17 protein-coding genes and 5 pseudogenes are annotated in these 23,808 nt (G+C 67.6%); 6 read left to right on the top strand and 16 right to left on the bottom strand.

Features of this window, described 5'->3' with window-relative positions:
• Positions 1–9: 9 nt before the first annotated feature.
• The 5 genes and pseudogenes from OR16_RS16720 to OR16_RS16700 form a co-directional block, all read right to left on the bottom strand.
• A pseudogene (locus OR16_RS16720) lies at positions 10–1,514 on the bottom strand (sulfite reductase subunit alpha).
• 119 nt (positions 1,515–1,633) lie between these two features.
• Positions 1,634–2,641: an FAD:protein FMN transferase gene (locus OR16_RS16715; protein ID WP_006159121.1), complete on the bottom strand. Its 1,008-nt coding sequence runs from the start codon at positions 2,639–2,641 to the stop codon at positions 1,634–1,636.
• A gap of 146 nt (positions 2,642–2,787) precedes the next feature.
• On the bottom strand, positions 2,788–3,552 hold the full coding sequence (locus tag OR16_RS16710) for a DUF4198 domain-containing protein (RefSeq protein WP_006159120.1): 765 nt from the start codon (positions 3,550–3,552) through the stop codon (positions 2,788–2,790).
• Between the two features lie 80 nt (positions 3,553–3,632).
• On the bottom strand, positions 3,633–4,157 hold the full coding sequence (locus OR16_RS16705) for a DUF2271 domain-containing protein (protein ID WP_006159119.1): 525 nt from the start codon (positions 4,155–4,157) through the stop codon (positions 3,633–3,635).
• A 43-nt stretch (positions 4,158–4,200) separates the two neighbouring features.
• Entirely contained in the window at positions 4,201–4,836 is a 636-nt protein-coding gene (locus tag OR16_RS16700) for a PepSY-associated TM helix domain-containing protein (RefSeq protein WP_006159118.1), read from the bottom strand.
• Positions 4,837–5,225: 389 nt separating this feature from the next.
• On the opposite strand from OR16_RS16700, the gene OR16_RS16695 reads away from it, so the two are divergent.
• Entirely contained in the window at positions 5,226–6,701 is a 1,476-nt protein-coding gene (locus tag OR16_RS16695; protein WP_006159117.1) for a methyl-accepting chemotaxis protein, read from the top strand.
• 19 nt (positions 6,702–6,720) lie between these two features.
• Here the strand turns inward: OR16_RS16695 and OR16_RS16690 are convergent, their stop codons facing one another.
• Positions 6,721–6,930, bottom strand: a complete 210-nt coding sequence (locus tag OR16_RS16690; RefSeq protein WP_006159116.1) for a hypothetical protein — start codon at positions 6,928–6,930, stop codon at positions 6,721–6,723.
• Positions 6,931–7,363: 433 nt separating this feature from the next.
• Here OR16_RS16690 and fur point away from each other — a divergent pair, with 433 nt between their 5' ends.
• Positions 7,364–7,810, top strand: coding sequence for a ferric iron uptake transcriptional regulator (fur, locus tag OR16_RS16685; protein ID WP_006159115.1), 447 nt, complete (start codon positions 7,364–7,366; stop codon positions 7,808–7,810).
• Positions 7,811–7,903: 93 nt separating this feature from the next.
• Complete coding sequence (locus OR16_RS16680) at positions 7,904–8,182, top strand: hypothetical protein (RefSeq protein ID WP_006159114.1); 279 nt, start codon at positions 7,904–7,906, stop codon at positions 8,180–8,182.
• Positions 8,183–8,272: 90 nt separating this feature from the next.
• Here the strand turns inward: OR16_RS16680 and OR16_RS47300 are convergent, their stop codons facing one another.
• The 5 genes and pseudogenes from OR16_RS47300 to OR16_RS16660 all read right to left on the bottom strand — a co-directional run bounded on the left by OR16_RS47300 (position 8,273) and on the right by OR16_RS16660 (position 13,550).
• Positions 8,273–8,644, bottom strand: a complete 372-nt coding sequence (locus OR16_RS47300; RefSeq protein ID WP_050983001.1) for a LysR substrate-binding domain-containing protein — start codon at positions 8,642–8,644, stop codon at positions 8,273–8,275.
• Between the two features lie 124 nt (positions 8,645–8,768).
• Positions 8,769–9,299: pseudogene (locus OR16_RS47295) on the bottom strand (LysR family transcriptional regulator); the annotation flags it as partial.
• Between the two features lie 129 nt (positions 9,300–9,428).
• Complete coding sequence (locus OR16_RS16670) at positions 9,429–11,336, bottom strand: amidase (protein ID WP_202801084.1); 1,908 nt, start codon at positions 11,334–11,336, stop codon at positions 9,429–9,431.
• 134 nt (positions 11,337–11,470) lie between these two features.
• Positions 11,471–12,549 (bottom strand): annotated as a pseudogene (locus OR16_RS16665) (N-acyl-D-amino-acid deacylase family protein).
• 20 nt (positions 12,550–12,569) lie between these two features.
• A complete protein-coding gene (locus OR16_RS16660) occupies positions 12,570–13,550 on the bottom strand; it encodes a Bug family tripartite tricarboxylate transporter substrate binding protein (RefSeq protein ID WP_006159112.1) in 981 nt (326 codons plus the stop codon).
• Between the two features lie 234 nt (positions 13,551–13,784).
• On the opposite strand from OR16_RS16660, the pseudogene OR16_RS42905 reads away from it, so the two are divergent.
• Positions 13,785–13,913 (top strand): annotated as a pseudogene (locus OR16_RS42905) (IS5/IS1182 family transposase); the annotation flags it as partial.
• Between the two features lie 134 nt (positions 13,914–14,047).
• Positions 14,048–14,569, top strand: a pseudogene (locus OR16_RS41340) (MipA/OmpV family protein); the annotation flags it as partial.
• Here the strand turns inward: OR16_RS41340 and OR16_RS16655 are convergent.
• A complete protein-coding gene (locus OR16_RS16655; protein WP_006159110.1) occupies positions 14,559–15,482 on the bottom strand; it encodes a DMT family transporter in 924 nt (307 codons plus the stop codon). The pseudogene OR16_RS41340 and the gene OR16_RS16655 overlap by 11 nt on opposite strands.
• Positions 15,483–15,834: 352 nt before the next feature.
• Between OR16_RS16655 and OR16_RS16650 the strand changes: the two genes are divergently transcribed.
• Positions 15,835–16,152 carry a PadR family transcriptional regulator gene (locus OR16_RS16650; protein ID WP_006159109.1) on the top strand — a complete coding sequence of 106 codons (318 nt, stop codon included), beginning with the start codon at positions 15,835–15,837 and terminating at the stop codon, positions 16,150–16,152.
• Between the two features lie 298 nt (positions 16,153–16,450).
• On the opposite strand, the gene OR16_RS16645 is transcribed toward OR16_RS16650, so the two are convergent.
• From OR16_RS16645 to OR16_RS16630, 4 genes are all read right to left on the bottom strand, one after another.
• Positions 16,451–17,470: a putative 2-aminoethylphosphonate ABC transporter substrate-binding protein gene (locus OR16_RS16645; RefSeq protein WP_006159108.1), complete on the bottom strand. Its 1,020-nt coding sequence runs from the start codon at positions 17,468–17,470 to the stop codon at positions 16,451–16,453.
• A gap of 106 nt (positions 17,471–17,576) precedes the next feature.
• Positions 17,577–19,328 (bottom strand): putative 2-aminoethylphosphonate ABC transporter permease subunit, encoded by a 1,752-nt coding sequence (locus OR16_RS16640; protein ID WP_006159107.1) that lies wholly within the window; start codon positions 19,326–19,328, stop codon positions 17,577–17,579.
• Positions 19,325–20,425 (bottom strand): putative 2-aminoethylphosphonate ABC transporter ATP-binding protein, encoded by a 1,101-nt coding sequence (locus OR16_RS16635; protein WP_043420064.1) that lies wholly within the window; start codon positions 20,423–20,425, stop codon positions 19,325–19,327. Before OR16_RS16635 ends, OR16_RS16640 begins: the two co-directional genes overlap by 4 nt.
• A gap of 115 nt (positions 20,426–20,540) precedes the next feature.
• Positions 20,541–23,573 (bottom strand): bifunctional diguanylate cyclase/phosphodiesterase, encoded by a 3,033-nt coding sequence (locus OR16_RS16630; RefSeq protein ID WP_100227898.1) that lies wholly within the window; start codon positions 23,571–23,573, stop codon positions 20,541–20,543.
• Positions 23,574–23,808 lie beyond the last annotated feature (235 nt).

Genomic DNA, 23,808 nt, shown 5'->3' with positions numbered 1-23,808 from the left:
CGGGCAGTCTCAGTAGACGTCGCGCCGATAGCGGCCCTGCTCGCCCAGGCGCAGCAGGGCCTCCTCGCCCAGCACGTCTGACAACGCCGCGTTGACACCACCGGCCATGCCTTTCAGGCTGCCGCAGACGTAGATGGCCGCGCCGGCTTCGATCCATTCTCGCAATGCGTCGGCCGATGCGCGCACGGCGTCCTGCACGTAATGCAGCGCACCGCCATCGCGCGAGTAGACCAGGTCCAGCCGCTGCAGCACGCCATCGGCCTGCCATGCGGCGAGCTCGAGGTGATGGAATGCATCGTGCTCGGCGGTACGCTCGCCGAACAGCAGCCAGTTGCGATGATGCCCGGCGACGGCGCGCGCCTTCAAGTGCGCGCGCAGGCCGGCCAGGCCGGTGCCGTTGCCGATCAGGATCAGCGGGCGATCGTCCGCGGGCGGATGAAAGCCGCGGTTGGTGCGGATGCGCAGGGCGATGCCCGCGCCCGGCTCCGCATGCGCGGTGAGCCAGCCGGATGCCAGGCCGAGCCGGCCATCGTCATGGCGCGTCTGGCGCACCAGCAATTCCAGTTGCCCGTCGCCCGGCAGCGAGGCAATCGAATACTCGCGGTGCGGCAGCAACGGCAGCGTATCCACCAGCCGCTGCGGCGTGACCCCGGCCAGCGCGGCCAGATGCGGATCGGGCAGGACGATGCGCGTGGCGAGCGCGTGCGACAGCGTGGTGGAAGTGCCATCGCAACGCACCGGGGTGTTGCCATCCAGCGAGAGTCTTGCCAGCACGCGCGCGACTTCGGACGGCGCGAGACGTGGACCGATTTCGGCAATATCGCCGGCCTGCCACGACAGCGCGCCTTCGGCCAATGAGGCCGGAGAGGCAGGCACCAGCGCAAGGTGGAAGGCCGGCGAGCCCGGGCTGCCTGGATTGAGCAGCCTGCGCTCATGCAGGCGCCAGTCGGCGTAGCGGGGCTTTTCCCAGTCGGCGATTTCCGCGCCTCCGGCGAGCGCGCTGAGATGGTTCTGCCAGTGGCGCAGGGCCCCGGCGTCGCCGTTGTCCACTTCCACCATGTCGAAGAGGGCCTGCGCATGCTGGCGCTGCATCCATGCCGACAGCGCGTGGCCGAAGGCGCAGTAGTGCGCGTAGCTGCGATCGCCAAGCGCAGCTCGCGCAGGCCACCAGCACCTGCGGCGGCGCTCAGGCGGCGCGCGAAGCCCGAGGCGCTGTCCGGGGCATCGCCCTCGCCCGTGGTACTGACCACGAACAACGCCTGGCGGCAATGGGCAAGACGCCCGGCCTCCAGCTGGTCAAACGATAGCAACTGCGTGGGCACGCCAGCATCCTGCAGCGCCTGCGCGCTCTGCAGCGCAAGCTGTTCGGCAAACCCGCTCTGGCTCGCGTAGGCGACGATCGTGGCGCCGTCCTTGGCCTCGGCCAGCTGGCCGGCGGGCGCATGCCGCCGGCGGTGGCGGCCGATCACGGCAGCACAGAATCCGGCATAGGCAATCACCACGCCAGCGGCCATGCCGGTGCGGCTCGGTGCGAGAAAGCCGAGCGCGATGCCGGCCAGGCCGGCAAGCGCACCCAGCAGGACGGCGGTGCTAAGGACAAGGACGCGGACGGAGGAAGCGGTATCAGGCGGGGTCATGACAGCATGGCCTCGAAGGCCGGTGACAATCGTTCGTCGAAGCCGTCGCTGCGGCGGATCAGGAAGCGCGCGGCCAGCGCATGGCGGCGGGCGAACACCATGCCGGCCTCGGGGCCCAGCACGGTCAGCGCGGTGGACAGCGCATCGGCCATCATGCATTGCGGGTGCAGCACCGTGACCGAGGCCAGCGCGTGGCTGGCCGGATAGCCCGTGCGCGGGTCCAATGTGTGGGCATAGCGGCGAGCGCCGCTATCGAAGTAACGACGGTAATCCCCCGAGGTGGCAACGGACAAGCCATGCAGCGCGACCAGCGCTTCGTGCCCCGCCGCGCCACCGCCCGGCGGCGTTTCCAGCGCGACCCACCATGGCATGCCATCGGGCTTGACGCCATGGCCGCGCAGCTCGCCGCCGATCTCCACCAGGTGGCTGTCGATGCCCTGCCCGCTCAGGTAGCGCGATACCGCATCGACGCCGAAGCCCTTGGCGATGGCGCAGAAATCCAGCTGGACGCCGCCGGGCTGCCGCACCCGGCTGCCCGCCGGGTCGATCACGATGCGCTGCCACCCGCACAGCGCGCGCGCCTGCTCCAGCGCCATCAGCGCCGGCGCCTGCGCACGCCGTGGCGCCGGGCCGAAGCCCCACAGGTCGACCAACGGCCCGGCGCTGGGGTCAAAGGCCCCGCCACTGTCGCGCGCCACTTGCAGCGCGGCCTGCAACACGGTGAAGCAGTCAGCCGGCAACACCTGCCAGCTGCCGGGCGCGGCGCGGTTGAAGCGGCTCACGTCCGAGGCTTCGTCCCAATTGCTCATCTGCGCGACGACCTCGGCCAGCACGGCGCGGATGCCGGCGTCGAGCGTGTCCTGATCGACTGCCGAGGGCGATGCCGCCCATGCCACCGACCACGTGGTGCCCATGGTCTCGCCATGCAGCCAGCACAGGCTTGCCAGCGCGGCGGGCGCGGGCGGCGCGCTGCCAAGCGCGAGGGGAACGAGAACACGCTGCATGCGGCTTGACCTGAAAAACGACCTAGAAGACGACCTGAGACGATGACGGGACGGAAACTGCGAAAACACAAAAAGCCCGCTGGGGGCTTAGGACGGATGCCGGCAACCGGACTAGCGCCCGGCCGCCGGCCGGTGTTACGTTGCGCTTACTGCGGCAGCACTTCCACCGTGGCCGCGTAGCTGGCGCGGCGCGTCTTGGCTTCCTTGACGGCAACCTTGTCATCGCGTACCTCGGCTTCCATCCAGTACATGCCCGGGGCCGGCCACTTGACGCTGAACTTGCCGTCGGCGTCGGTAGTGAATGCCATTTCCTGCAGCTGGTCGCGATAGCGGATGCCGCCCGGCACCACGGCTACCTTGACGTTGGCCGCGGGCTTGCCGTCCAGCAGCAGGCGGAAGCTGGCGGCGTCGCCGGCGACCAGGTCGTTCGGGTGCGTGACCGGCGCCAGTTCCAGGCCGCGGCCGGTGGTCTGCAGCACCTTGGCGGTGGGCTTGCCCGCCGTCACGAAGGCTTCCAGGCGGCTGTCGGCCTGCGTGACCTGCAGGTCCTGCGCACCGGCCGGCACCTCCTTGGCGAAGGCTTCGGGCGAACCGCGCCAGCGCTTGGCCTGGCCGTCCACCTTGTAGCTGGCGAACAGGCCGTGGTTGACCACGGCCACCTTGTAGGTGCCCGGCTGGGTCAGGTGCACGTCGAAGGTGCTGCGATAGCGGCCGGTGCTGGCGTTCTCGACCTTTGCCGTGGCGCCGTCCGGCGCGGTCACGGCAAGGTTGTCGAGGCGCAGCGGCATGTGCTCGAAGTAGAACAGGTCGTTCGACACGGCGGCGTCGACGGTCACCCACGGGTCGCTGCCCGACAGCACGGTGGCCGACGGCAGCAGCCACTGGCGGTGTGCGTGGGCGGCTAGCGGCATCAGCGCGGCCAGGGCCAGCGCGGCGGCCTGGATGGACAGTTTGGTGGCGAAGGTCTTGAACGCAGGGCTGGTTCAGCGGCTCAGGGCTTCAGGTCGACCGAGACGCCGCCAAGCTCATGCTCGCCCTTGGCCTTGGCCGAGGCGGCTGCCTTGGGCGGCCAGGCAAAGGGCACGCGCAACAGTTCGCGGCCACCGACCTCGCGGGCGGCTTCCACCACGAGCTGATACTCGCCGGCGGGCAGCTTGCCCAGCGGCGCCTTGGCGTCGGTGAAAGTAAGCGTGTGCTCTCCGGCCGCGCGCGTGGCGCCCGAGATGCCATCGGCGGGCATCTGCATGTCGCGCCCGGCCTTGCGCCACCACTGGCGCATGTCCTTGAGCCACTTGGTGCCTTCGCCGTCCTTGTGCTTGACGTCATACCAGACGGCCAGCGTGGCGGCCGGGCTCTGGTCTGCGCGCTCGATCCACATCGAGACGTAGGGCCGGTGATACTCCGCGACGTTCAGGCGCGGGATCTCTACCTTGACGTTCATTTCGGCCGCGACGGCCGGGCTGGCGAACGGAGCCGCGGCCATGCCGGTAAGGGTGACGGTAAGCAATCGGCGCATAACGGGACCTCGCGTATGAACGGTAAGAGTGATCAGATGATCGTTAGTGGATGAACAGCAGCGCCAGCAGCAGCGGCACCACCAGACCCAGCCCAACCAACGGCCAGGTCGCCATGCGGCCGCCGGCGTGCAGCTTGAGCAGGAACAGCCCGGTCGCACTGAAAATCAGGCAGGCCGCGGCGAACACGTCGAGGAACAGGCTCCAGGCGCGGCCGGTATTGCGGCCCTTGTGCAGGTCGTTCAAGTAGGAGATCCAGCCGCGCGTGGTTTTTTCGTACTGCACCTCACCGCTGTCCAGCGCCACGGTGACCCAGGCGTCGCCCCCCGGGCGGGGCAGCGCGACGTAAATCTCGTCGAATGACCACTCGGCCTCACGGCCGCTGGCGCTGATGTCGAGTTCCCGCGACAGCCAGTTGCTCAACGCGGCGGGCACCGGACCCTTGTCGCCGTGCGTGGTCTCGCGCAAGGCTGCCGTGAGGCTGGCTGGCGCGGTCGCCGTGCGCGTGACCACTTGCGCACGGGCCTCGATCTGGCCAGCGTGGTTGAGCGTGAAGCCGGTCACGGCAAACAGCAGCATGCCGATCAGGCACATTGCCGAGCTGATCCAGTGCCACTGATGCAGGTGTTTGAGCCAGAAGGCCCGGCGCTGCTGGCCGGCCCCTAGCGATGTTTCGGTCATGTTGATTTTCCGGCACCCGGCAACCTGCCGCTCCGGTGCCTCACTGGTCAGCTTGCCGCGTCCATGTGAACGTACCGTGCCCCACGCCGGGTGACGGTTCAGGCAAATAAGGCGAAAGGATAATGGTTCTCATTTGAAATCGCAATGTTTGCGCGGGAGGGCAGGCGTTACGTTGCATTACACAATCGGACAACCTCCAAAAGTGCGGCGGCGTCCCCAGGGAGAACACCGTTTGTGCCGCCACCTGCACGCCACCTCGAAATCTCCCTGTAACCCTCGTGGCACCTAAGGAAACCCCCTATGGAGCGGTCGTCAAGTTTGCCGACCGGGCCGCCGTTATCGCATCAGGAGTACCGAGAGTCCATACCTAGAATGCAGGGGGAGAGAGAATGCTGGAGCGCCTGAGCCTGAGGAAGAAATTGCTGTTGCCGTTGTTGTTGAGCTGGGTCTGCCTGCTCGGGCTGACGCTGTGGGACGCCTGGCAGATGCGCGAGTTGCGCCTGGCGGAGAGAAAGCTCGACCTGGCCCACGTTACCGAGACCGCGATGTCCATGGTGCAGTCGTATGAGGCACTGGGGCGCAGCGGCAAGATACCGATGGAGGAGGCGAAACAGCAGGCCCTGGAGCGCGTGCGTGGCATCCGCTTTGGCGAGGACGGCTACTTCACCCTGATGCACTCCAACGCGGTAGTGGTGATGCACCCGTTCAAGCCGGAGATGAACGGCAAGAACATGGAAGACACCAAGGACCCGAAGGGCACCTACCTGTTCCGCGATATCGCCGCGATCGGCAAGGGCGCGGGCCAAGGCTACGTGCAGTACCTGTGGGCCAAGCCCGGCGCCGAAGCGCCGCAGCCCAAGCTGAGCTACGTGGCGAACTTCAAGCCGTGGGACTGGAATTTCATCGCCGGGGTCTACCTGGACGACATCGACGCGGCATTCCGCCAGGCGCTGCTCAAGTCGCTCGCCTTGCTGCTGGGCATCGGCACGGTCATGACCTTCGTGGTGCTGCGCATTGCCAACGGCCTGCAGAAACAGCTTGGCGGAGAGCCGGCGCTGACTTCGCGCATCGCCTCGCGCATCGCTGAAGGCGACCTGGCCAGCGAAGTGCACACGGCTCCCGGTGACAACCATAGCGTGCTGTTCGCCATGCAGCAGATGCAAACCCGCCTGACCGGCGCCATCGGCAGCATCCGCGGCTCGGCGGATTCGATAACCGCGGCCAGCATGGAGCAGCTCACCGGCACCGTGCGCCAGAGTGCCGACAACGCGCGCCAGGCCAGCCGCCTGGCCGAGGGTGCATCGGAGATCGCGGTGCGCGGCGGCGTCATCGTGGGCAAGGTGGTCAACACCATGGGCGAGATCAAGGCCGCGTCCGGCAAGGTGGTCGACATCATCGGCGTGATCGAAGGCATCGCCTTCCAGACCAATATCCTGGCGCTCAACGCAGCGGTGGAAGCCGCCCGTGCCGGCGACCAGGGCCGTGGCTTCGCGGTTGTGGCCGGCGAGGTACGCAGCCTGGCGCAGCGCAGCGCTACCGCCGCCAAGGAGATCAAGGCCTTGATCGGCAACTCCGCGCAGCGGGTCGATGATGGCTCGGCGCTGGTGGAAACGGCGGGACAGGCAATGGACGAGATCGTGGAAGCCGTCAAGCGCGTGACCGACCTGATGGGCGAGATGCGCGCCGCCACCGAGGAGCAGACCGGCGGCATCGAGCAGGTCAACCAGGCCGTGACGCAGATGGACCAGATGGCGCAGCAAAATGCCGCGCTGGTGGAGCAGGCCGCCGCCGCGGCCGCCTCGCTCGAAGACCAGGCGGATGCGCTGCACCGGGCCGTCGGCACGTTCCGGCTGGCGGGTGCCTGAGGGCGGCACAGGGCAACAACTAGCGGCGCCCCGAGCTCGGCATGCCGGGCGCCGCCATCTCGCGCTGCATTGCGCGCTTCTCGTGCGCCGGGGACTTTCCCATTGCCCGGCGCACGATTTTCTTCCTCGGCGTTTCTTCCTGCGCGTCCGCGCGACCGGTGGCCACCTGGCCGCCAAAGCCCGCTCGAAATAAGTTGAAAATTTCCCTTGTAATGAGATTAATTCCCATTTACCATGGCTTCACTGACTGACGCAGGCAAGCAAGACAAGCTCTGGCGCCAGGCACCAGAACACAGCAAGGCCAGCGGCAAGTCCGCGGCAACCAGAATTTTGCGGTGTCGCAACGCGGCATCCATCACCGTCTTTTGTGGGGACCGCTCCGTACCGCGGAGCGTTTGGCAGTAGCCAGTCACCGGAGGATCGGGAAAGCAACCAGACCCCGCTTTCCCGATCGGCACTTCGACCGACAAGCCAAGCCATCTTTTTATTCCGCGAGCCGTGCACCACGGCTTGCAGCATCGGGCGGCCTTTCTTCCAGGAAGCCGCCCGCTGCACTCCTACGGTTGGAGACGCGAACGTCCGCCCAATGCGCGCGACGGCGCGGCCGGCCCGAGCACCTTCATTTCCGATTGATGCGCCCCGTGCGGGCGCGAAGCCGCAGCATGCTGATGCCTCCCGACAGTACCGAACCCATCGACCTCAAGCGCGCCGGACTCAAGGCAACGTCACCACGCGTTCGCGTGCTGGAAGTCTTCCGCGCCAGCCCGCGGCGCCACCTCAGCGCCGAAGACGTCTACCGCATCCTGCTGGCGCAGGAAGTCGATGCCGGCTTGTCCACCATCTACCGCGTGCTCAACCAGCTGGTGCAGGCCAATATCCTGCTGCGCCACAGCTTCGAAGCCGATCACGCAGTGTTCGAGCTCAACGAAGGCGGCCACCACGACCATTTGATCTGCGTAGCCTGCGGCCGCGTCGAGGAATTTCGCGACGAAGCCATCGAAATCCGCCAACGCGAAGTGGCAAGCGCCAATGCCTTCGTGCTGCGCGAGCACATGCTGGTGCTGTACGGCCTTTGCCCTGAATGCCGGGCCGACAAATCCATCAACTGACACGGCCCTCGTTCCACCACCGCCCGTTCCCGGAACCTCGGCCTCGCCCGGCGCCCGCCTGCAGCGGGCGCCGGCGCGCAACCGGAGTCCATCATGGATCGCCAGACCAAACCCCTGACCGAGCTCAAGCGCCTGCTCAACGATTGCCTGCGGGAACAACCCGGATGCCAGGACTGCCAGTTGCATGCGGTGTGCGTGCACCGGCCGGATCACACCGGGTGCAATTGGAGCGCGGAGGTGGACTTTCCCGGGAGGAGCGAGGAAGAAGCGGTCAGGGGCTTGCCACTGGCTCGCGGGGTGGTGGTGATGGTGCGGGAGCGGTTCAACGTCGAGCGGATGAACATGGTCGAATCCGGCCTGGGCCTGGCATGAACGCCGCCAGTCCGAAACCGGAAGGCGGCCCGGATGCTTTTTGCGACGCGGCTTCGGCGCTGGAAGCAGCGGTTCATTGTCCCCGGGGCTTCAGACCCGATGGTTACCCATTGCGCCTGTCCAGGTTGGCAACTGCTGGTCGGACAGCAGTGACGTCGGCAGGTCACCAAGGCTGTGCGCACCGGATGCCTGGTCTTGCGCGCTTCCTCCGGTTTCCTGTAGCAGCCACGAAATGAACATTTGGACGGCGGGGCTGTTGCACTTCTCCTGCGGGCAGACGAAGTAATAGGCTTTGGGCGAGATATAAGTGGCTGGCGACAGCCGCACGAGCCGCCCGGCGGCCAGGTCTTCGCCGGTCACGTATTCTGGCAGCAGGGCCACGCCCATCCCGCCCAGCGCGGCCTGCAGGCCCATGGTCAGCAGCGCGTAGCGAGGGCCGCGCAGCACGCGCGGGGGCGTCATGTCGATGATCCGGAAGTAGGCGGTCCAGGCTTCCAGTGCGGCGGTCGGCTTCCAGTGCGGCGGTCTGGTGCAGCAGCGGCAGGCGCTGCAGCGCGGCCTCGCCGCTCTCGCCGCTCTGGAGGAGTTCGGGTACGCATACGGGGAACAGGGCTAGCGGCATCAGCTTGACACCGAAGTGGCCTTCGGCAGGACCACGGCAGTACATGATGGCGGCGTCGAGGCGGGAGGCGCGCAAGTCGACGGGGCCGACCTTGGTGGTGACGTTGACCTGGATCTGGGGATGCTGCTTGGCAAAGCGCAGCAGGCGAGGCAGTAGCCAGATATTACCCAACGACACCGGCACCGAGATATCGAGCCGCCCTCCGCGGCCGCGACCCGTCATCACTTCCAGTGTCGCCTCCTCCAGATCGGCGATGACCCGCCGAACCGCGTGCAGGTATTGCTCTCCAGCCTGGGTGGGTGTCACTGCGCCCTTACGGCGTTGCAGCATCGGCACGCCAAGGTAGTCCTCCAGTTCCGTGAGTTGCTTGCTGACAGCACTCTGGGTCAGGCACAACTCCTCGGCGGCCTCGGTCACGCTGGCGAGGCGTAGCGTGGCTTCGAACGCTACCAGATGGGTGAGGGCAGGCAGGTGCCTGCCGCTGGTGCTTCTCATTTGATGGTCCCCGGACGGCAATCGGCCATGGCCGCCAATGGCGATGCGAATGATGCGACATCATAGTACAGGGCGCGCGCGGCACATGCCGCACGCGCCCTGTCGGAAGCGCGTTGACTTCCGACGTCTTCAGCGCATCAAGCGAACTTGTGCGCGCCCGGCTCCGAGCGGCGAGGCGCGCGTGTAAAGATGCACGTAGAGCTTGCCAGCCAGCAGGTCCTCGCGGTCCTGGCCACGCAGGGTCAGCGTGCTGTCACCATTCAACTGGCCGCTGCGCGCCAGAACTGCCAGCACCGGGCCCGCTCGCTCGCCGTCTCCCCGCTGCAGGGTAATGGCGATCACGTCGGACGGGACCGCCCGCTGTGTGCGGGCGGCCACATGCAACTCGCCGCTGAGTAAGTTGTAGCGCAGGCGCACGTCGGCGGTGGCACCATGCCCTTGGGCGATGCGCGCGTCGCCGTGCAACGGGTGCGGTGCGCGGCCGTCCACCAGCGGCGGCGTGCTGAACGGCGCGCGACGTGGCTGTGCGACCTGCTCCCAACCATAGGCCAGCGCAAGCAGGCGCGGCTCGGCAAAGGCGCCGCCCAGCATTTCCATGCCGACTGGCACGCCATCGCTCGTGAAGCCAGCGGGCAAGGCGATGGCAGGCAGACCGGTGCTCGCGCTCAGTTGGCAGTTGGCGCCGGTCTGGGCCTCTCCGATGCGCACAGGCTTGCGGCGCAGCGAGGGGTAGACCAGCGCATCCACATTCTGCGCAGCCAGCGCGGCGAGCACGGACGCGCGTAGCGTGGCGCGCCTCGCAAGCGCTTGGCGATAGGCCTCGCTGTCGCGTACGGTGGGCTGGTTGCGCAGACGCAGTGGTGCGTCCAGTTGAACGTGCTGTAGCCCGCGATCGAGAATATCGCCGAGTGAATGCACCGGTGCGTTAGGCTCTTGCGCCAGGTAGTCGGCCAGGTCGAACTTGAACTCGTAGGCAATCACGCTGCTGTCTGCAAGCAGTGCGTCCAGGTCGGGCACCGTCACGTCCACCACCTCGGCGCCCTGCGCACGCATTGCGTCCACCGCCTTGCGCACAATCCCGCCAATCTCCTCATCCTCCGGAGCACTTCCGAATAGGCTGCGCAGCACGCCAATGCGGGCACCCTTGAGTGCGTCGACACGCAGGGAGTCGCGGTAGCTGGTGGGAATATGGCCGGCTGAGTCGGCACTGACCGGGTCGGCTGGATCGGCGCCGACGGTAGCGTCCAGCATTACCGCCAAGTCGGTCACAGTGCGCGCCAGCGGGCCGGCCACGTCCTGCGTCGATGATAGCGGCATCACGCCAGCGCGGCTGGACAGCCCGGTGGTTACGCGCAGGCCAACTAGGTTCTGGTTTGCGGCCGGGATACGAATCGAGCCGCAGGTGTCCGAGCCCATGCCGGCCGCGGCGAAGCTGGCGGCCACAGCCGCTGCTGTTCCGCCGCTAGAGCCGCCGGGCACTCGGTTGGTGTCATATGGATTGCGAGTGGCGCCGGTCAACGACGACACCGTGGTGATACCAGCCGCCAGTTCGTGCATGGCGGTCTTGCCGAGGATCACCGCTCCGGCTTCGCGCAAGCGGCGCACCTGGTAGGCGTCGGCGGCGGGTTGCAGGGTGGCCAACGCCAGCGCGCCGCCGGAGGTCGGCATGTCGGCGGTGTCGAAGTTGTCCTTTATCAGCACCGGAATGCCGTGCAGTGGGCCGCGCGGGCCCTTGGTGCGGCGTTCGCGGTCGAGCGCGTCGGCCTGCGCCAGCGCGGCAGGGTTGAGGCGTAGGACGGCGTTCAAGCCAGGGCCAGCCTGGTCGTAAGCGGCAATGCGCGCCAGGTAGGCCTGCACCAGGCGGCGCGAGTCTGTCTTGCCGGAGGCCTGCGCCGCCTGGAGTTCGTCGATGGTGCGCTCGAAAACGTCGTCGCGCGTGCTGGCAGCCGGGGCGGGCACTTTCGCTATGGCGGCTAGCGATACCAGCAGGGAAAGGGAGGTCGCGGCAAGGAACAGACGGCTCAAATGGTTCTTCATTGGCAGGTCCATTGGGAACTCTTGTGTGTGTGTGTGTGTGTGTTGACGGCCAGCATGCAGGACGCCGGAAGACACGGGCATTCCGGCGTCGATGCGTTTGATGTGTTGCGCGTGGGCGCGGCGCGCAAGAAGTGCTAGCCCTGTGGCGTGGCCGACACCAGCGTCGAGGTCACAAAGCGCCCGGGACGCTGCGCGGTCGGCGTACCCTCGGCGAGCGTCGGCCGCCCCGCTACCAGTACATGGCGCACGCCCACGCAGGGCGCCTGCGGTGTCTCGAAGGTGGCACGGTCCTCGATGCGTGCGGCATCGAAGACGGTGATGTCCGCGACCTTGCCCGCGGCCAGCACGCCGCGCCCCTCGAGCCCGAAGCGCTGCGCCGGCAGGCCGGTCAGCTTGTGGACCGCACGCTCTAGCGGGAACAGGCCGAGGTCGCGCGAATACAGCCCGAGCACGCGCGGAAATGTACCCCACAGGCGAGGGTGCGGCGTTTCGTCGTAGGGAATGCCGTCGGAGCCGACCATGGTGTCAGCGTAGCTGAGGATGTCGCGGACATCGTCCTCGTGCATGATGAAGTAGACCGCACCGCCTGGCACCATGGCATCGGCAGCCTCGCGCCGCGAGCAACCCCATTCGGATAGAAGGTGCCGGTGGACACGCCGATGGCGCCCTCGCGCATGGCACGCGCCACGTCGTCGCGCATGGCAGCGATTTCTTCGTCATTGGCCGCGCGCTGCAGGTCGGCAACATGCCGGGCTCGCAGTGTTGATTGGCCAATCAGCACCGAGACATTGACTGCCGCCGGCTGCTGTGCGAAGGCTTCGCGATAGGCGCCTACCGAATCGAAGCGGTAACCGCCCCGCATCATGTTCAGCGGGGCCGGTGGGGTCTCCTCGGTGACCAGCGGGAACAGGCTGATGCCGCAATTGCCGGTGATGACCGTGGTCACGCCCTGCGTGACCTTGGCCGCCATCGCGGGCGAACTGAACACCATCCAGTCGTCGTGGGAGTGGCTATCGATGAAGCCTGGCGCCACGACCAGGCCGGTGGCGTCGATGGTTTCGCGCGCGCCGGTGCCCGACAGGTCGCCAATGGCAGCGATGAGGCCGTCGCGAATGCCGATGTCTGCCGCGCGGCGCGGCGCGCCAGTGCCGTCGATCAGGTCGCCGCCGCGGATCAGCAGGTCAAAGGTTGGCAAGTCGGAGGATTCGGTCATGACGGTCATGGCAAGTGCACTCAATCGATCCGGGCGCCGCTCTTGCGGACCACCTCGGCAAACTTCCTGGTCTCGGATGAGATCAGGGCCTGGAACTGCTGCGGCGTGCCGCCAAGCGGCTCGAACGAGAGCTTGTCGAGCTGGGCGCGGAAGGCCGGCTCCTTGAGGATCTCGTTGACCTCGCGGTTCAGCCGTGCAATCACCTCGGCGGGCGTCCCGGGCGCCGCCACCAGGCCGCTCCAGGCGGTCATTTCGTAGCCCCTCACGCCAGCCTCATCGAGCGTGGGCACCTGCGGGAAATGCCGCGAGCGCTTGAGCGAGGTCACCGCGAGCGCGCGCACCTTGTCAGCCTGCACGCTGGGCCCGATCGAGGGGATGTTGTCGAACATCAATTGCACATTGTTGCCAAGCAGATCCTGGATGGCGGGCGCGCTGCCCTTGTATGGCACGTGCACGATCTGCACGCCGGTCAGGGTCTTGAACAGTTCGCCGCTCAGATGGCCTGTGGTGCCGTTGCCCGCCGAACCCATCGACAGCTCGCCGGGATGCTTGCGCGCATAGTCAATCAGCTCCGGCACCGATTTCACCGGAAGTGCCGGCGTCACCACCAGCAGGTTGACGGTGGTCACCAGCCCGATCACGGGCACCAGCCTGTCGGGGTCGTAGGGCAACTTGCCGTAGAGCGCGCGGTTGGTGGCGAGCGTGGCGTTGTTGCCGTAGGCGATGGTATAGCCGTCGGGCGTGGCGGCGAAGAGCGCTTGCATGCCGATATTGCCGCTGGCGCCCGGCCGGTTATCGATAACGACGGGCTGGCCCAGCCGCTTGGACAGTTCGTTGCCAAGCAGGCGGGACAGCAAGTCGGGCGATCCGCCCGGCGCGGTGGGTACGATCAGCCGGACGGGCCGCTCGGGCCAGGCGGCATGAGCGCAAGGCATCCACGCCGCTACGGCGAGGATGGCACCCGCAAGGGTGGCGACAGGGTGGCGCGCGAACGAAGTCATCGGGGTATTCCTCCTGGGGATGGGTAGTGCTGGAGCGGCATTCTGTCCGGGCCGGCAAGGCGCCCCTTTTGGCGCCGTGTCTCGCGGTGTGCCATCTTGTGCCCGCAGTATGGCCGCCGCCGGGCCCGCGCCAAAATGAAATATCGGTGGCGATTTATTCCGTGGCGGAATGTATTACCGGGCGACGATGACGTCCCGGTGCGGGTACCGCCGGCCTGGGGCGCCCGGCCCGGCCTGCTGCCGCTCGGCGTCGCGATTCCACCGCTTCAGAAGCCCAAATTCATCTACGCCGATCGCGGCTACGATGCCGAACTGCATCGTCAGAAGCTACGCGAACGCGGCATCAAGCCCGTTCTGGGCCGGCCAGTTTTTTTTTTGCGCAGTTGCGGTTTCAGCCACTCCCCGCACCAAAGTCCCCCTGCCCCAACCCCTCCAGTTAAAATCCCCCGCTAAGCCCGCGCGCGCAGCGCGGCCCCCCAAATCCGCCTCGCGTCCAAATGCCCATCCCCTTCGCGCCCCGCGGCGCACTCCTGGCTTTAGCCCTCACGCTGGGTACCACAGCCACCTGGGCGGCGCCTGACGTCCCAGCCAACACCGCTCCCGTCAGTAACTGGAAGATCTCCGCCGGCCCCGGCATCTACGTTTCGCCGGATTTTCCCGGCTCCCGCAGCTCGCTCGTCTATCCCATCGTCTACCAGGACATCGACTACGGCGGCCGCTTCTTCTCGCGCGGCTTCGACCTGCTCGGGGTCTACGCGGTGAACAACGATATCTGGCAGATCGGCGCCGATTTCCAGTTCGATCCAACCTGGCGCAAGAGCAAGAATGACAGCCGGCTCAACGGCCTGGGTGACGTCAACATGACCATGCGGGCGCGTGCGTTTGCGCAGGCGCAGGTGTCGTTCGTGACGTTCTCGGCGGATGTGGCGCAGGATATCGCGGGCCAGGGTCAGGGCCTGATTGCGAATGGAGATGTACTGTTCAGCCTGCCAGCGGGTAAGTGGCTATTCACTTTGGGGCCTGGACTGACCTGGACCAACAGCAAGTACATGCAGACGTTTTTTGCAGTACCAGCCAGACCGCCATCCCGATCAACGCCCCGCCGCCGGCGTGCGCCCACGACAACTGCTCGCCAAGGAAGATGGCGCCCCAGAGGATGCCGAACGGCGGGATCAGGAAGGTCACGGTCAGCGAGCGGACCGGGCCCAGGTCGGCAATCAGGCGGTAGTACAGGATGTACGCAATCGCCGTGCAGAGCATCCCCACCCCCAGCATCGCCATCCACACGCCTGGGCCGGCGGCCGGCAGCGTGTTTTCGCGCATCAGCGCAACCGCGCTGAACGGCAGCAGGAACAGCGTGGCGCCAACCATGCTGCCCACTGCCACCAGGCGGGCGTCCAGCCCGCCCTGCGCGGTGATCCAGCGCCGCGCGAGGAAGCCCGCTAGACCGTAGCATGCTGTCGCCACCAGGCAGGCGGCGGCACCGAGCATCACCTGTGGCGAAAACGCCACCGGGCCGGTGCGGGTCAGCACCGCCACGCCGGCAACGCCGAGCACAACCCCGCCGGCCTTGGCCAGCGTCAGGCGCTCGCTAAAGCATAATGCGCCGATCAGCACGCCCATCAGCGGCGTCATGGCGTTGAACACCGCGGAGTAGCCTGCCGGCAGCCACAGCGCCGCGAAAGCGTACATGGTGAACGGGATGCCAGAGTTGATCACGCCCAGGGCCATGACCTGGCGCCACTTGCCGCGCATGTCCCAGCGCACGCGCATCATCGCCAGGCAGGCGGCAAGCGTTAGCGCGCCGATCAGTACACGAAGAAATGCGGTGGTCAGGGGCCCAAGCACAGGCGCGCTGATCCGCAGGAACAGGAAACTGGCGCCCCAGATGGCGGCAAGGCTGAGCAGGCGAATCAGGTCGGCGAGTTTCATGGTGGGGAGGGAAGGCGAGGATGGCGTGCCCGGATTAAACCCCTGTGCCAGTGTGGCCGCAAGCTGGTTTCGGACATCTCCTTGTCCGCTGCACAGGCCATTAAGCAGCGCACTGCGCACTTTCTTGCATATTCACAACGACGACCCCCCTCTAAAGTGGGGGCAGCTATGTTAGGTGCGTGACAAGTTGTATTAAGTTATTTTAAAATCTGATCTGCGCCAGAGTTAATTGACCCCTCCGACGCATTCCCGACAAGCCGCCACTCACGTGGCGGCTTCTTTTTTTGCGGCGCACGGTTCACAACTATAAAACAACGTCAACCGCAATGGGAGATGACGCGTTTGCTGCGTCATGAAACGACAGTTCCTTGGCTTGTTAGCCCGCATTTACGTCCTCCAATTTGCCGTCGAGGTGCCGGCCACCGTGGCCATGCTCGCCGAGATGCTGATGGAGTACGGCTTCCAGGTGGACATTGGCACCGTCCGCCCCTTGCTGCGTGCCTTGCAGATGGAAGGCTACATGGAGAGTGTCCTGCGTGACGGCATCGGGCGCGTCTACCTGATCACGGAACGTGGGCGGGAAGAGCTGCGCAGCAGCCGCAGCCATGTGGACGACCTGTATCGCCGCCTGCACTCGCGTAACGATCCCTCGGAAGTGTCCCACAGCTGATTGCCAGCACGGCGGCCAGGCTCGGCCGCTTTTGCGCAGCGCCCGGCGCTCGCATCGGGGCGGCGTGAGTCCGCGCTCACGCCCTCGCCTCGCCTCTCTTCGCATTTCCCCCGCACGCTGCCCCACCCAAAATGCCCAAACGGAGTCGCTTTGCCGCAACTCCTCATGCGACGAATAACGTACCCGTTTCTGCGTGGACCACCATGCTTTGCATCAATGAAACAGCCCAGGCAATCGATACGCGCCGGGTTGCGCACCGCTTGCCCGGGCTTGCCGGCCTGACGCTAGCCGCCTGCTTTTACTTCTTCTCGGCCTTGCCTTCGTAGCGCTTGCTCCACTCGGCGAGGATGCGGTCGCGGTTGGCGCTGGCCCACGTGAAGTCGTTCTTGATCAGGCGCTTCTCGTAGTCGGCCGGCAGCAGCGGATCCGGCTTGGCGATGCCCGGGATGGCCAGCACCGCGAAATTCTTTTCGTACAGCGCCATGGCTTCGGTGGATGCGGAGAAGTCGGCCAGCTTGCGCGCCGCATCCAGGTTCTTGGTGCCCTTGATGATCGCGGTGGCCTCGATGTCCCAGCCCAGACCTTCGGACGGCAGCACGATGTCGATCGGCGCGCCTTCCTTCTTGGACTTCATCGCACGGTATTCAAACGCGATGCCGATCGGGAACTCGCCCTGCGCCGCCATCTTGCAGGGCTTGGAGCCGGAGTGCGTATACAGGCCGATGTTCTTGTGCAGGGCATCCATGTAGGACCAGCCCTTTTGCTCGCCCATCATCTGCAGCCAGGCGCTCACGTCCAGGTAGCCGGTGCCCGAGGACGCCGGATGGGGCATGACGATCTTGCCGGCGTATACCGGCTTGGTCAGGTCGGCCCACGACGTGGGCTTGGGCAAGCCCTGCTTTTGCGCCTCGATGGTGTTGAAGCAGATTGCCGCGCCCCATACGTCCATGCCAACCCACGCCGGCGGGTTGGCGGCGCTGCGGTATTGCGCGTCCACCGCGGCCAGGTTCTTCGGCGCGTACGGCTGCAGCATGCCCTCCTTGTCGAGGATGGCGAGGCTCGAGCCGGCCAGGCCCCACACCGCGTCGGCGCGCGGCGCGGCCTTCTCGGCCAGCAGCTTGGCGGTCACGATGCCGGTGGAGTCGCGCACCCACTTGATCTCGATGTCCGGGTTGGCCTTCTCGAACGCGGCCTTGTAGGCGGCGATCTGGTCGGCTTCCAGCGCGGTGTAGACCGTCAGCACGGTATTGGCATGGGCGGCGCCGGCCAGCAGCGCGAAGGCGGCCACGGCGGTGGCAGTGCGGAACAGGTGAGGCATGGTTTCTCCTTGGATGGCGTGTCGTGAAATGCGTGTCATGGAACGGGTGTCGTGGGCGTGTCATGGAACGGGTGTCGTGGAACCGGGGCTTGCGAGCGGCGGCGAATCAATGCGCCGGCGCGCGCCAGGCTTGCGTGCGGCGCAGCCAGCCGTGCGCGGCGCCCATCAGCAGCAGGCAGGCCAGGGCCGAGGTCAGCAGGATCAGTGTGGACATGGCCGCGGCGGGAGCGGTGTCGCCGGCGTCGTCCATGTTCAGCACCGAGATCGCGGCCAGCACGGTATCGGGGCTGTAGAGGAAGATCACCGCGGATACCGTCGTCATTGCCGAGACGAACAGGTAGCGGAAGATATCGATCAGCGCGGGCAGGCAGATCGGCACCGTCACCCGCCAGCAGGTGACCAGCGGCGCCACGCCGAGCGACAGCGCGGCGGCCTCGAACTCGGTGTCGAGCTGGCGCAGCGCGGCGGCGGCGGTGAGATGGCCGGTGGTGTAGAAGTGGGCCACGTTGCAGATCACCAGCAATGTCATGGTGCCGTAGAGCGTGTGCAGCGGATTGGACGGCGCGTTGAAGAAGAACACATAGCCCAGCCCGAGCACCAGGCCGGGCACCGCCATCGGCAACACGAAGCCGGCGCGCAGCACGCCATGCAACCACGCCGGCCCGCGCGTGCGCTCGGTCAGCCACGCACCGAAGAAGATCGCCAGCGTGCCGGCCAGCGCGGTCAGCGCGGCCAGGCGCAGGCTGTTGCGGTAGGCCAGCCAGCCGCCACCATCCATATTGTCGAAGTCGTAATGCGCCAGTGTCAGCTGCAGGTTGTACGGCCACAGCTTGACCAGCGAAGCGCCCACCGCCGCCGCCAGCATGGTCAGCAAGGCTGCGCCGATCGCCATCACCACCAGCGTGCAACACGTGTCGCGCAGCGGGTCGCGGCCAGGCACATAGACCTGGGCCCGGCTCGACATCTGCGCGCGTTGCCGGCGCTGCATGGCGATGTCCACGCCGAAAGTCAGCAGCGCCGGCAACAGCAACAGCATGCCGATCAGGGCACCGCGCGCGAACTGCTGCTGCCCCACCACGGCCTTGTAGGCTTCCAGCGCCAGCACCGGATAGCCGCCGCCCACCACCTTGGGCACGCCGAAATCCGTCACCACCAGCGTAAACACCAGGCACGCCGCGCCAAACAGGCCGTGCCGCGCGCCCGGCAGGGTCACCGTGAGGAAGGTGCGCCAGGCGGAGGCCCCCATGGCGCGCGCAGCCTCGTACAGGCGTGCGTCGGCCAGCGAGAGCGCGGCCATCAGCACCATCAGCGCGTGCGGAAACGTGTAGAAGGCCTCGCCCAACACGATGCCCCAGAAACCATAGATGCCGCTCGCGCCGAATGCGCCCTTGAAGACACCCTGGTTGCCGAACAGGTAGACCAGTGCGATGCCCGGCAGCAGCGAGGGGGCAAACAGCGGCAGCAGTGCAATGCCCCGCCAGAGCGGCTTGAAGGCGATGCGGGAGCGCTGCAGCGCGTAGGCGAACCCGAAGGCCAGCGGCACCACCAGCGCGGCCACGGTCAGCGAGACGGCCACGCTGCGGCCCAGCAGCGGCAGGAAATTTGGATTGGCGACCAGCTCGGCCGCGCGCGCCGGCAAGGCCCAACGCCCGGCGTCATCGAACCACGCCTGGCCAAACAGCGTCAGCAGCGGCAATACCAGCGCCACGGCCAGCCCGGCAAGCCAGAGCCACTTCATCGCGGCGGGGGCGCCGTGGGCAAGACGGTCCGCCGCGCTGCCGGCGCTACGCGCGCGACTGGCAATGGCGGCAGCATCGGTCTCGGCCTTCGTGCCGGCCGCTGGCAATGCGGGCGTCATGCGAACACCTGCAGCGCCTGGCTAGGCAGGGACACCCAGAACTTGTGGCTGCCCGGTGCCGGCAGCAGGTGGCGCTCCTCGCGCAGCACGTCGGCAAACAGCGTCTGGCCTGGCAAGCGGTCGGCCTCCAGCATCAGGCGGTAACGACTGCCCAGATAGGTCTGGTCGACAATGCGCGCCAGCAGGCGGTTGGGCTCGCCTTCCATGGGGTGCAGGCGGATGGCTTCCGGGCGGCAGCACAGCCGGGCGGCGCCATCGGCCACCTCGCCGGCGCGGGCCGGGGATACGGCCAGATCGAGCTCGCCCACGGTGAAGGTATCGCGCCCGCTGAGCCGGCCCGCCAGCCAGTTGGCCTGGCCGATGAACTCGGCCACGAAGGCCGAGGCCGGGCGCTCGTAGATCTCGCCGGGGGTGCCAACCTGGGCGATGCGCCCGCCCTCCATCACGGCGATGCGGTCCGCCATGGCCATGGCCTCATCCTGGTCGTGCGTGACCATGACGGTGGTGACGTTCAGGCGCCGCTGCAACTGGCGCAGCTCCAGCCGCAGGTGCTCGCGCACCCGCGCATCGAGTGCCGACATCGGCTCATCGAGCAGCAACAGCGACGGTGCCGGCGCCAGCGCGCGCGCCAGTGCCACGCGCTGCTGCTGCCCGCCCGAGAGCTGCCCGGGAAACTTGCGCTCGCTGCCGGCCAGGCCAACCAGCGACAGCATTTCCTCGACGCGGGCCTCGCGATGCGCGCGGCCCATGCCCCGGCCCTGCAACCCGTAGGCCACATTCTGGGCGACTGACAGATTGGGAAACAGGGCATAGGACTGGAACAGGATGCCGTAGTCGCGCGCCTGCGGCGGCAAGCCCGTCAGCTCGCGCCCGCCGGCGCGGATACGTCCCGTGTCCTCGCGCTCCAGCCCCGCGATAATGCGCAGCAAAGTGGTCTTGCCGCAGCCCGACGGGCCCAGCAGGCACAGCAGCTCCCCCTGCGCCACCGACAGCGAAACACCGTCCAGCGCCTGGAACCCTCCCGCCCCTCCGAAACGCTTGCCTACCTGCTCGACCGCCAGGAACGCGCGGCCTGGCGCGGACTCACCTGCTTGCATGAACAACCCTCTGCGCTTTGATAACAGCGGGCAGCATAGGGGAGGCGCATGCCAGCCGTGTGGCAGTTGGGCAAAGAATCCCGATGCAGGTATTGGCGGATTTTGGGGATGCGCCTCAGTGTGCGGCCGGCACCCGTCGCGCGTAGGCCTGCATGGTAGCTTCCCCGCCCGCCGCGCAGATCTCCATCAGGCCGGCGAGCGGCACCGCCTGGCAGAACAGGTAGCCCTGCACGGCATCGCAGCCGTGCTCGCGCAGGAAGGCGAACTGCTCGGGAGACTCCACGCCTTCGGCCACCACCTGCAAGTGCAACTGGTGGCCAAGGGTGATGATGGCGGCCGCCCCCACGCCGAGCGCGCGCACACGCTCGAAGGTGTCGATGGTCTTGCTGCCGCCCTCGATCAGGATGCCCTCCGTCACCTCGATGGTGAGGCTCGAAGCTGGCAGCCCGGCGGCCGCCAGGCACTGCGTGACCATGGCGGGAAACCCTTCCTGGCGCAGTTGCAGCGGCGAGATATTCACCGCCACATGCAGCTCCATGCCAAGCTCGCCGCGCAGTTGCTGGATCTCGCGGCAGGCGGTGGCCAGGATCCACTCGCCCAGCGGCATGATCAGGCCGCTCTGCTCGGCGATCGGGATGAACTCTGTCGGCGGGATCACACCGCGCTCGGGCGTCTCCCATTGAATGAGCGCTTCCACACCGGTAATGCGCAGCGTGGCCGTGTCGACGATGGGCTGGTAGCGCAGCTTGAACGCCTGCGTGGCCAGCGCGCGCCGCAACAGCCCCTCGATGGTGAAACGTGCCATCGATGCCTCGGCCATCTCGCTGGAGAAGCGGCTTAGCTGCGCGCCGCCGCGGCGCTTGGCCGCGTACATGGCGGCATCGGCGTTCTTGAGCAGGTCCGCCAGGTTATCGCCGTCGTCAGGGCACAGCGCCATGCCGATCGAGGGCGTGACGCGCAGGCGCTGGTTGCCCAGCTGCAGGTCTTCGGACAAGCGGGCCAGGATCTTGGCCGCGACCAGCTCCGCCTCGCTGTCCTGGCTCAACGGGTCAAGCACCACCACGAACTCATCGCCACCCATGCGGGCGACCAGGTCAGCGTGGCGCACCGCGGCCTTGAGACGATCGGCCACGATGCGCAGGACCTCATCGCCGATGTGGTGGCCGAGCGATTCGTTGATGCGCTTGAACTGGTCGAGATCGAGCAATAGCAGCGCGATGCGCTCGCCCTTGCGCAGCGCGCGCTGCAGCACCAGTTCCGTGCGCGCATGGAGCTGGGCACGGTTGGGCAGGCCCGTGAGTGCGTCGTGATGCGCAAGGTGCCGGATGTATTCGTCGGCGCGCTTGCGCTCGGTGAGGTCATGCGCGATGGCGAGATAGCCGCCGCCGTCCAGGCCACCGATGCCGGCCTCGCCGGCGAAGGCCGGCTCCGCCGCGCCCCCCCTGCCGCCGGACACGCGTGCTTCAGGCAGCGCGGTCAGTGTCAGTTGCACCGGCAGGCGTGAGCCGCCCTTGCGCACATAGGTCCACTCCTGCTCGTCGGCCAGCCCGAGGCGGGCCTTGCCGACCACTGCGGCCAAGCCGGGCGTCACCGGCTCGCCTAGCTCGTTGGTGAGCGCCGCAGCGCGCGCCACCACTTCCTTGGGGTCGAGGAAGTCCAGATAACGCATGCGCCCGGCCACCTCGCTGGCCTGGTACCACAGCATGCGCTGGCCGGCGCGGTTGATGTCGGTCACCGTGCCGTTGCGGTCGAAGGTGATGACGCACAGCGCGGTGTGATCGAGCACGCGCGCGCTGCGCTCCGCCGCGTCGGCGGCCGCCAGTTCGGCGCGGCGAACGGCGCTCAGGTCGGTCACCACCCACAACACCCGGCCGGGCCCGGCGGCGGGCACCGGCGCCACCGCCACGCGCACGGGAATGAGGGTGCCGTCGGACCGGCGGGCGCGGCTCTCCAGCCGCCCCTCCAGCGCCGTCGCGGCCAGCGTGGCGGCATCGGGCAGCAAGGTGGCGATCACGGTGCCGGGGAGCTGGTCCGCGGTCTTGCCGAACAGCGCAGTGGCCGCCGCGCTGGCGATCTGGACACGGCCACCGGCATCGCATACCAGGAAGGCATCGCTGGCGCTGGCCAGGCCCGCGCGCTGCAAGGCGCCATCCGCCTGCCGGCCCTGGCGCGCACGCGCCGCGAGCTGCCACGCCTTGCGGCGCTGGCGCGCCAGGCCAAACACGATCCAGGCCAGTAGCAGCGTGCCTGCCGTGCCGCCAGCCAGTATCAGCCTCGAGCGCCGCGGACGATGCGCCGATTCGAAGGCCGGCGTGGTGGCGCCGCGCAAGGTCCAGACCCTGCCGCCATAGGTCAGCTCGCGTTCGACCTGCAACAGCGGCGCCGGGACCGGCGCGTCAGGCGGCACGGGCTCGGCGTCACCGGCCAGGAGCGCGCTGGGCGCGGTGTCGCGTCCTTCATAGAGTTGCAGCGACAGGGTGCCGGCCGCGGGCAGGCTGACCCCGCGCAGCAAGTCTTCCAGGCGCAGGGACGTGTAGACATAGCCGGTCACGGCCTGCTGCCGCTGGGTGGGGGTATTCAGGGGCAGGCCGCTGCCGTACACCGGCAGGTACAGCACCGCGCCACGCTGCGGTGCCTGTGCTTCGTTCTCGCGCGTGAGTTCCACGCCGCCGCTCAGGCGCGCCTCGCCGCTATCGCGGGCAGCCTCGGCGGCAGCTCGCCGCACGGGATCGGACATGATGTCAAAGCCAAGCGCCCGCGTGATGCGCCCGGCAAAGGGCTCGACGTACACAACGGGCGCATACACGTCGCGCGGGCCCAGCGGGTAGACCTCGAAGCCGGTCTGGCCCTCGCGGCGTATCGTCTCGACCAGCCAGTCGAGCTCCCTGGGCGGGGTAAGGCGCGCATAGCCGATCGAATTCGTGCCGGGCGGCAGGTCATCCAGCTGGGTGGTGTACAGGTAGCTGCGCCACTGCGCGCGGGTGAGGGCGGGATCGGCGGCGAACAGCCCGGTGGTGCCGCGCAGCAGTTGCTCGTTGTCCTGCAGGCGCCGTTGCAAGGCGGAGAAGACCGGCGAGAACACCGCCTCGAAATCGTCGCGCACCACCGTCGTCGCGCACCACCTCGCGTTCGAGCGTATGCATGCCACGCCAGGCGCCGCCAGTCGCCAGGGCGCCTGCCGCGGCGACCAGCAGGGACAGCAAAACTGGCGAAATTGAGGGCAGTTTCATGAATTGGGGGTGCGCATGGGAGCCCTCGGTGGCCTCGCCCTGCCGCCGCAGGGGCAACGGTCCACTATACCGTGGCGGCAATGGCTCGCCCACCCCCGGCGCCCCGCTGTAACGTGCGGCGCCACACGCTGGCGGGCGGGGCCCGCGCACGCC

It is taken from the genome of Cupriavidus basilensis OR16, from assembly GCF_000243095.1.
Classification (GTDB): Bacteria; Pseudomonadota; Gammaproteobacteria; order Burkholderiales; family Burkholderiaceae; genus Cupriavidus; species Cupriavidus basilensis_D.
The sequence above is the reverse complement of the archived record's forward strand: the minus strand, read 5'-3'. Positions and strand labels throughout refer to the sequence as shown.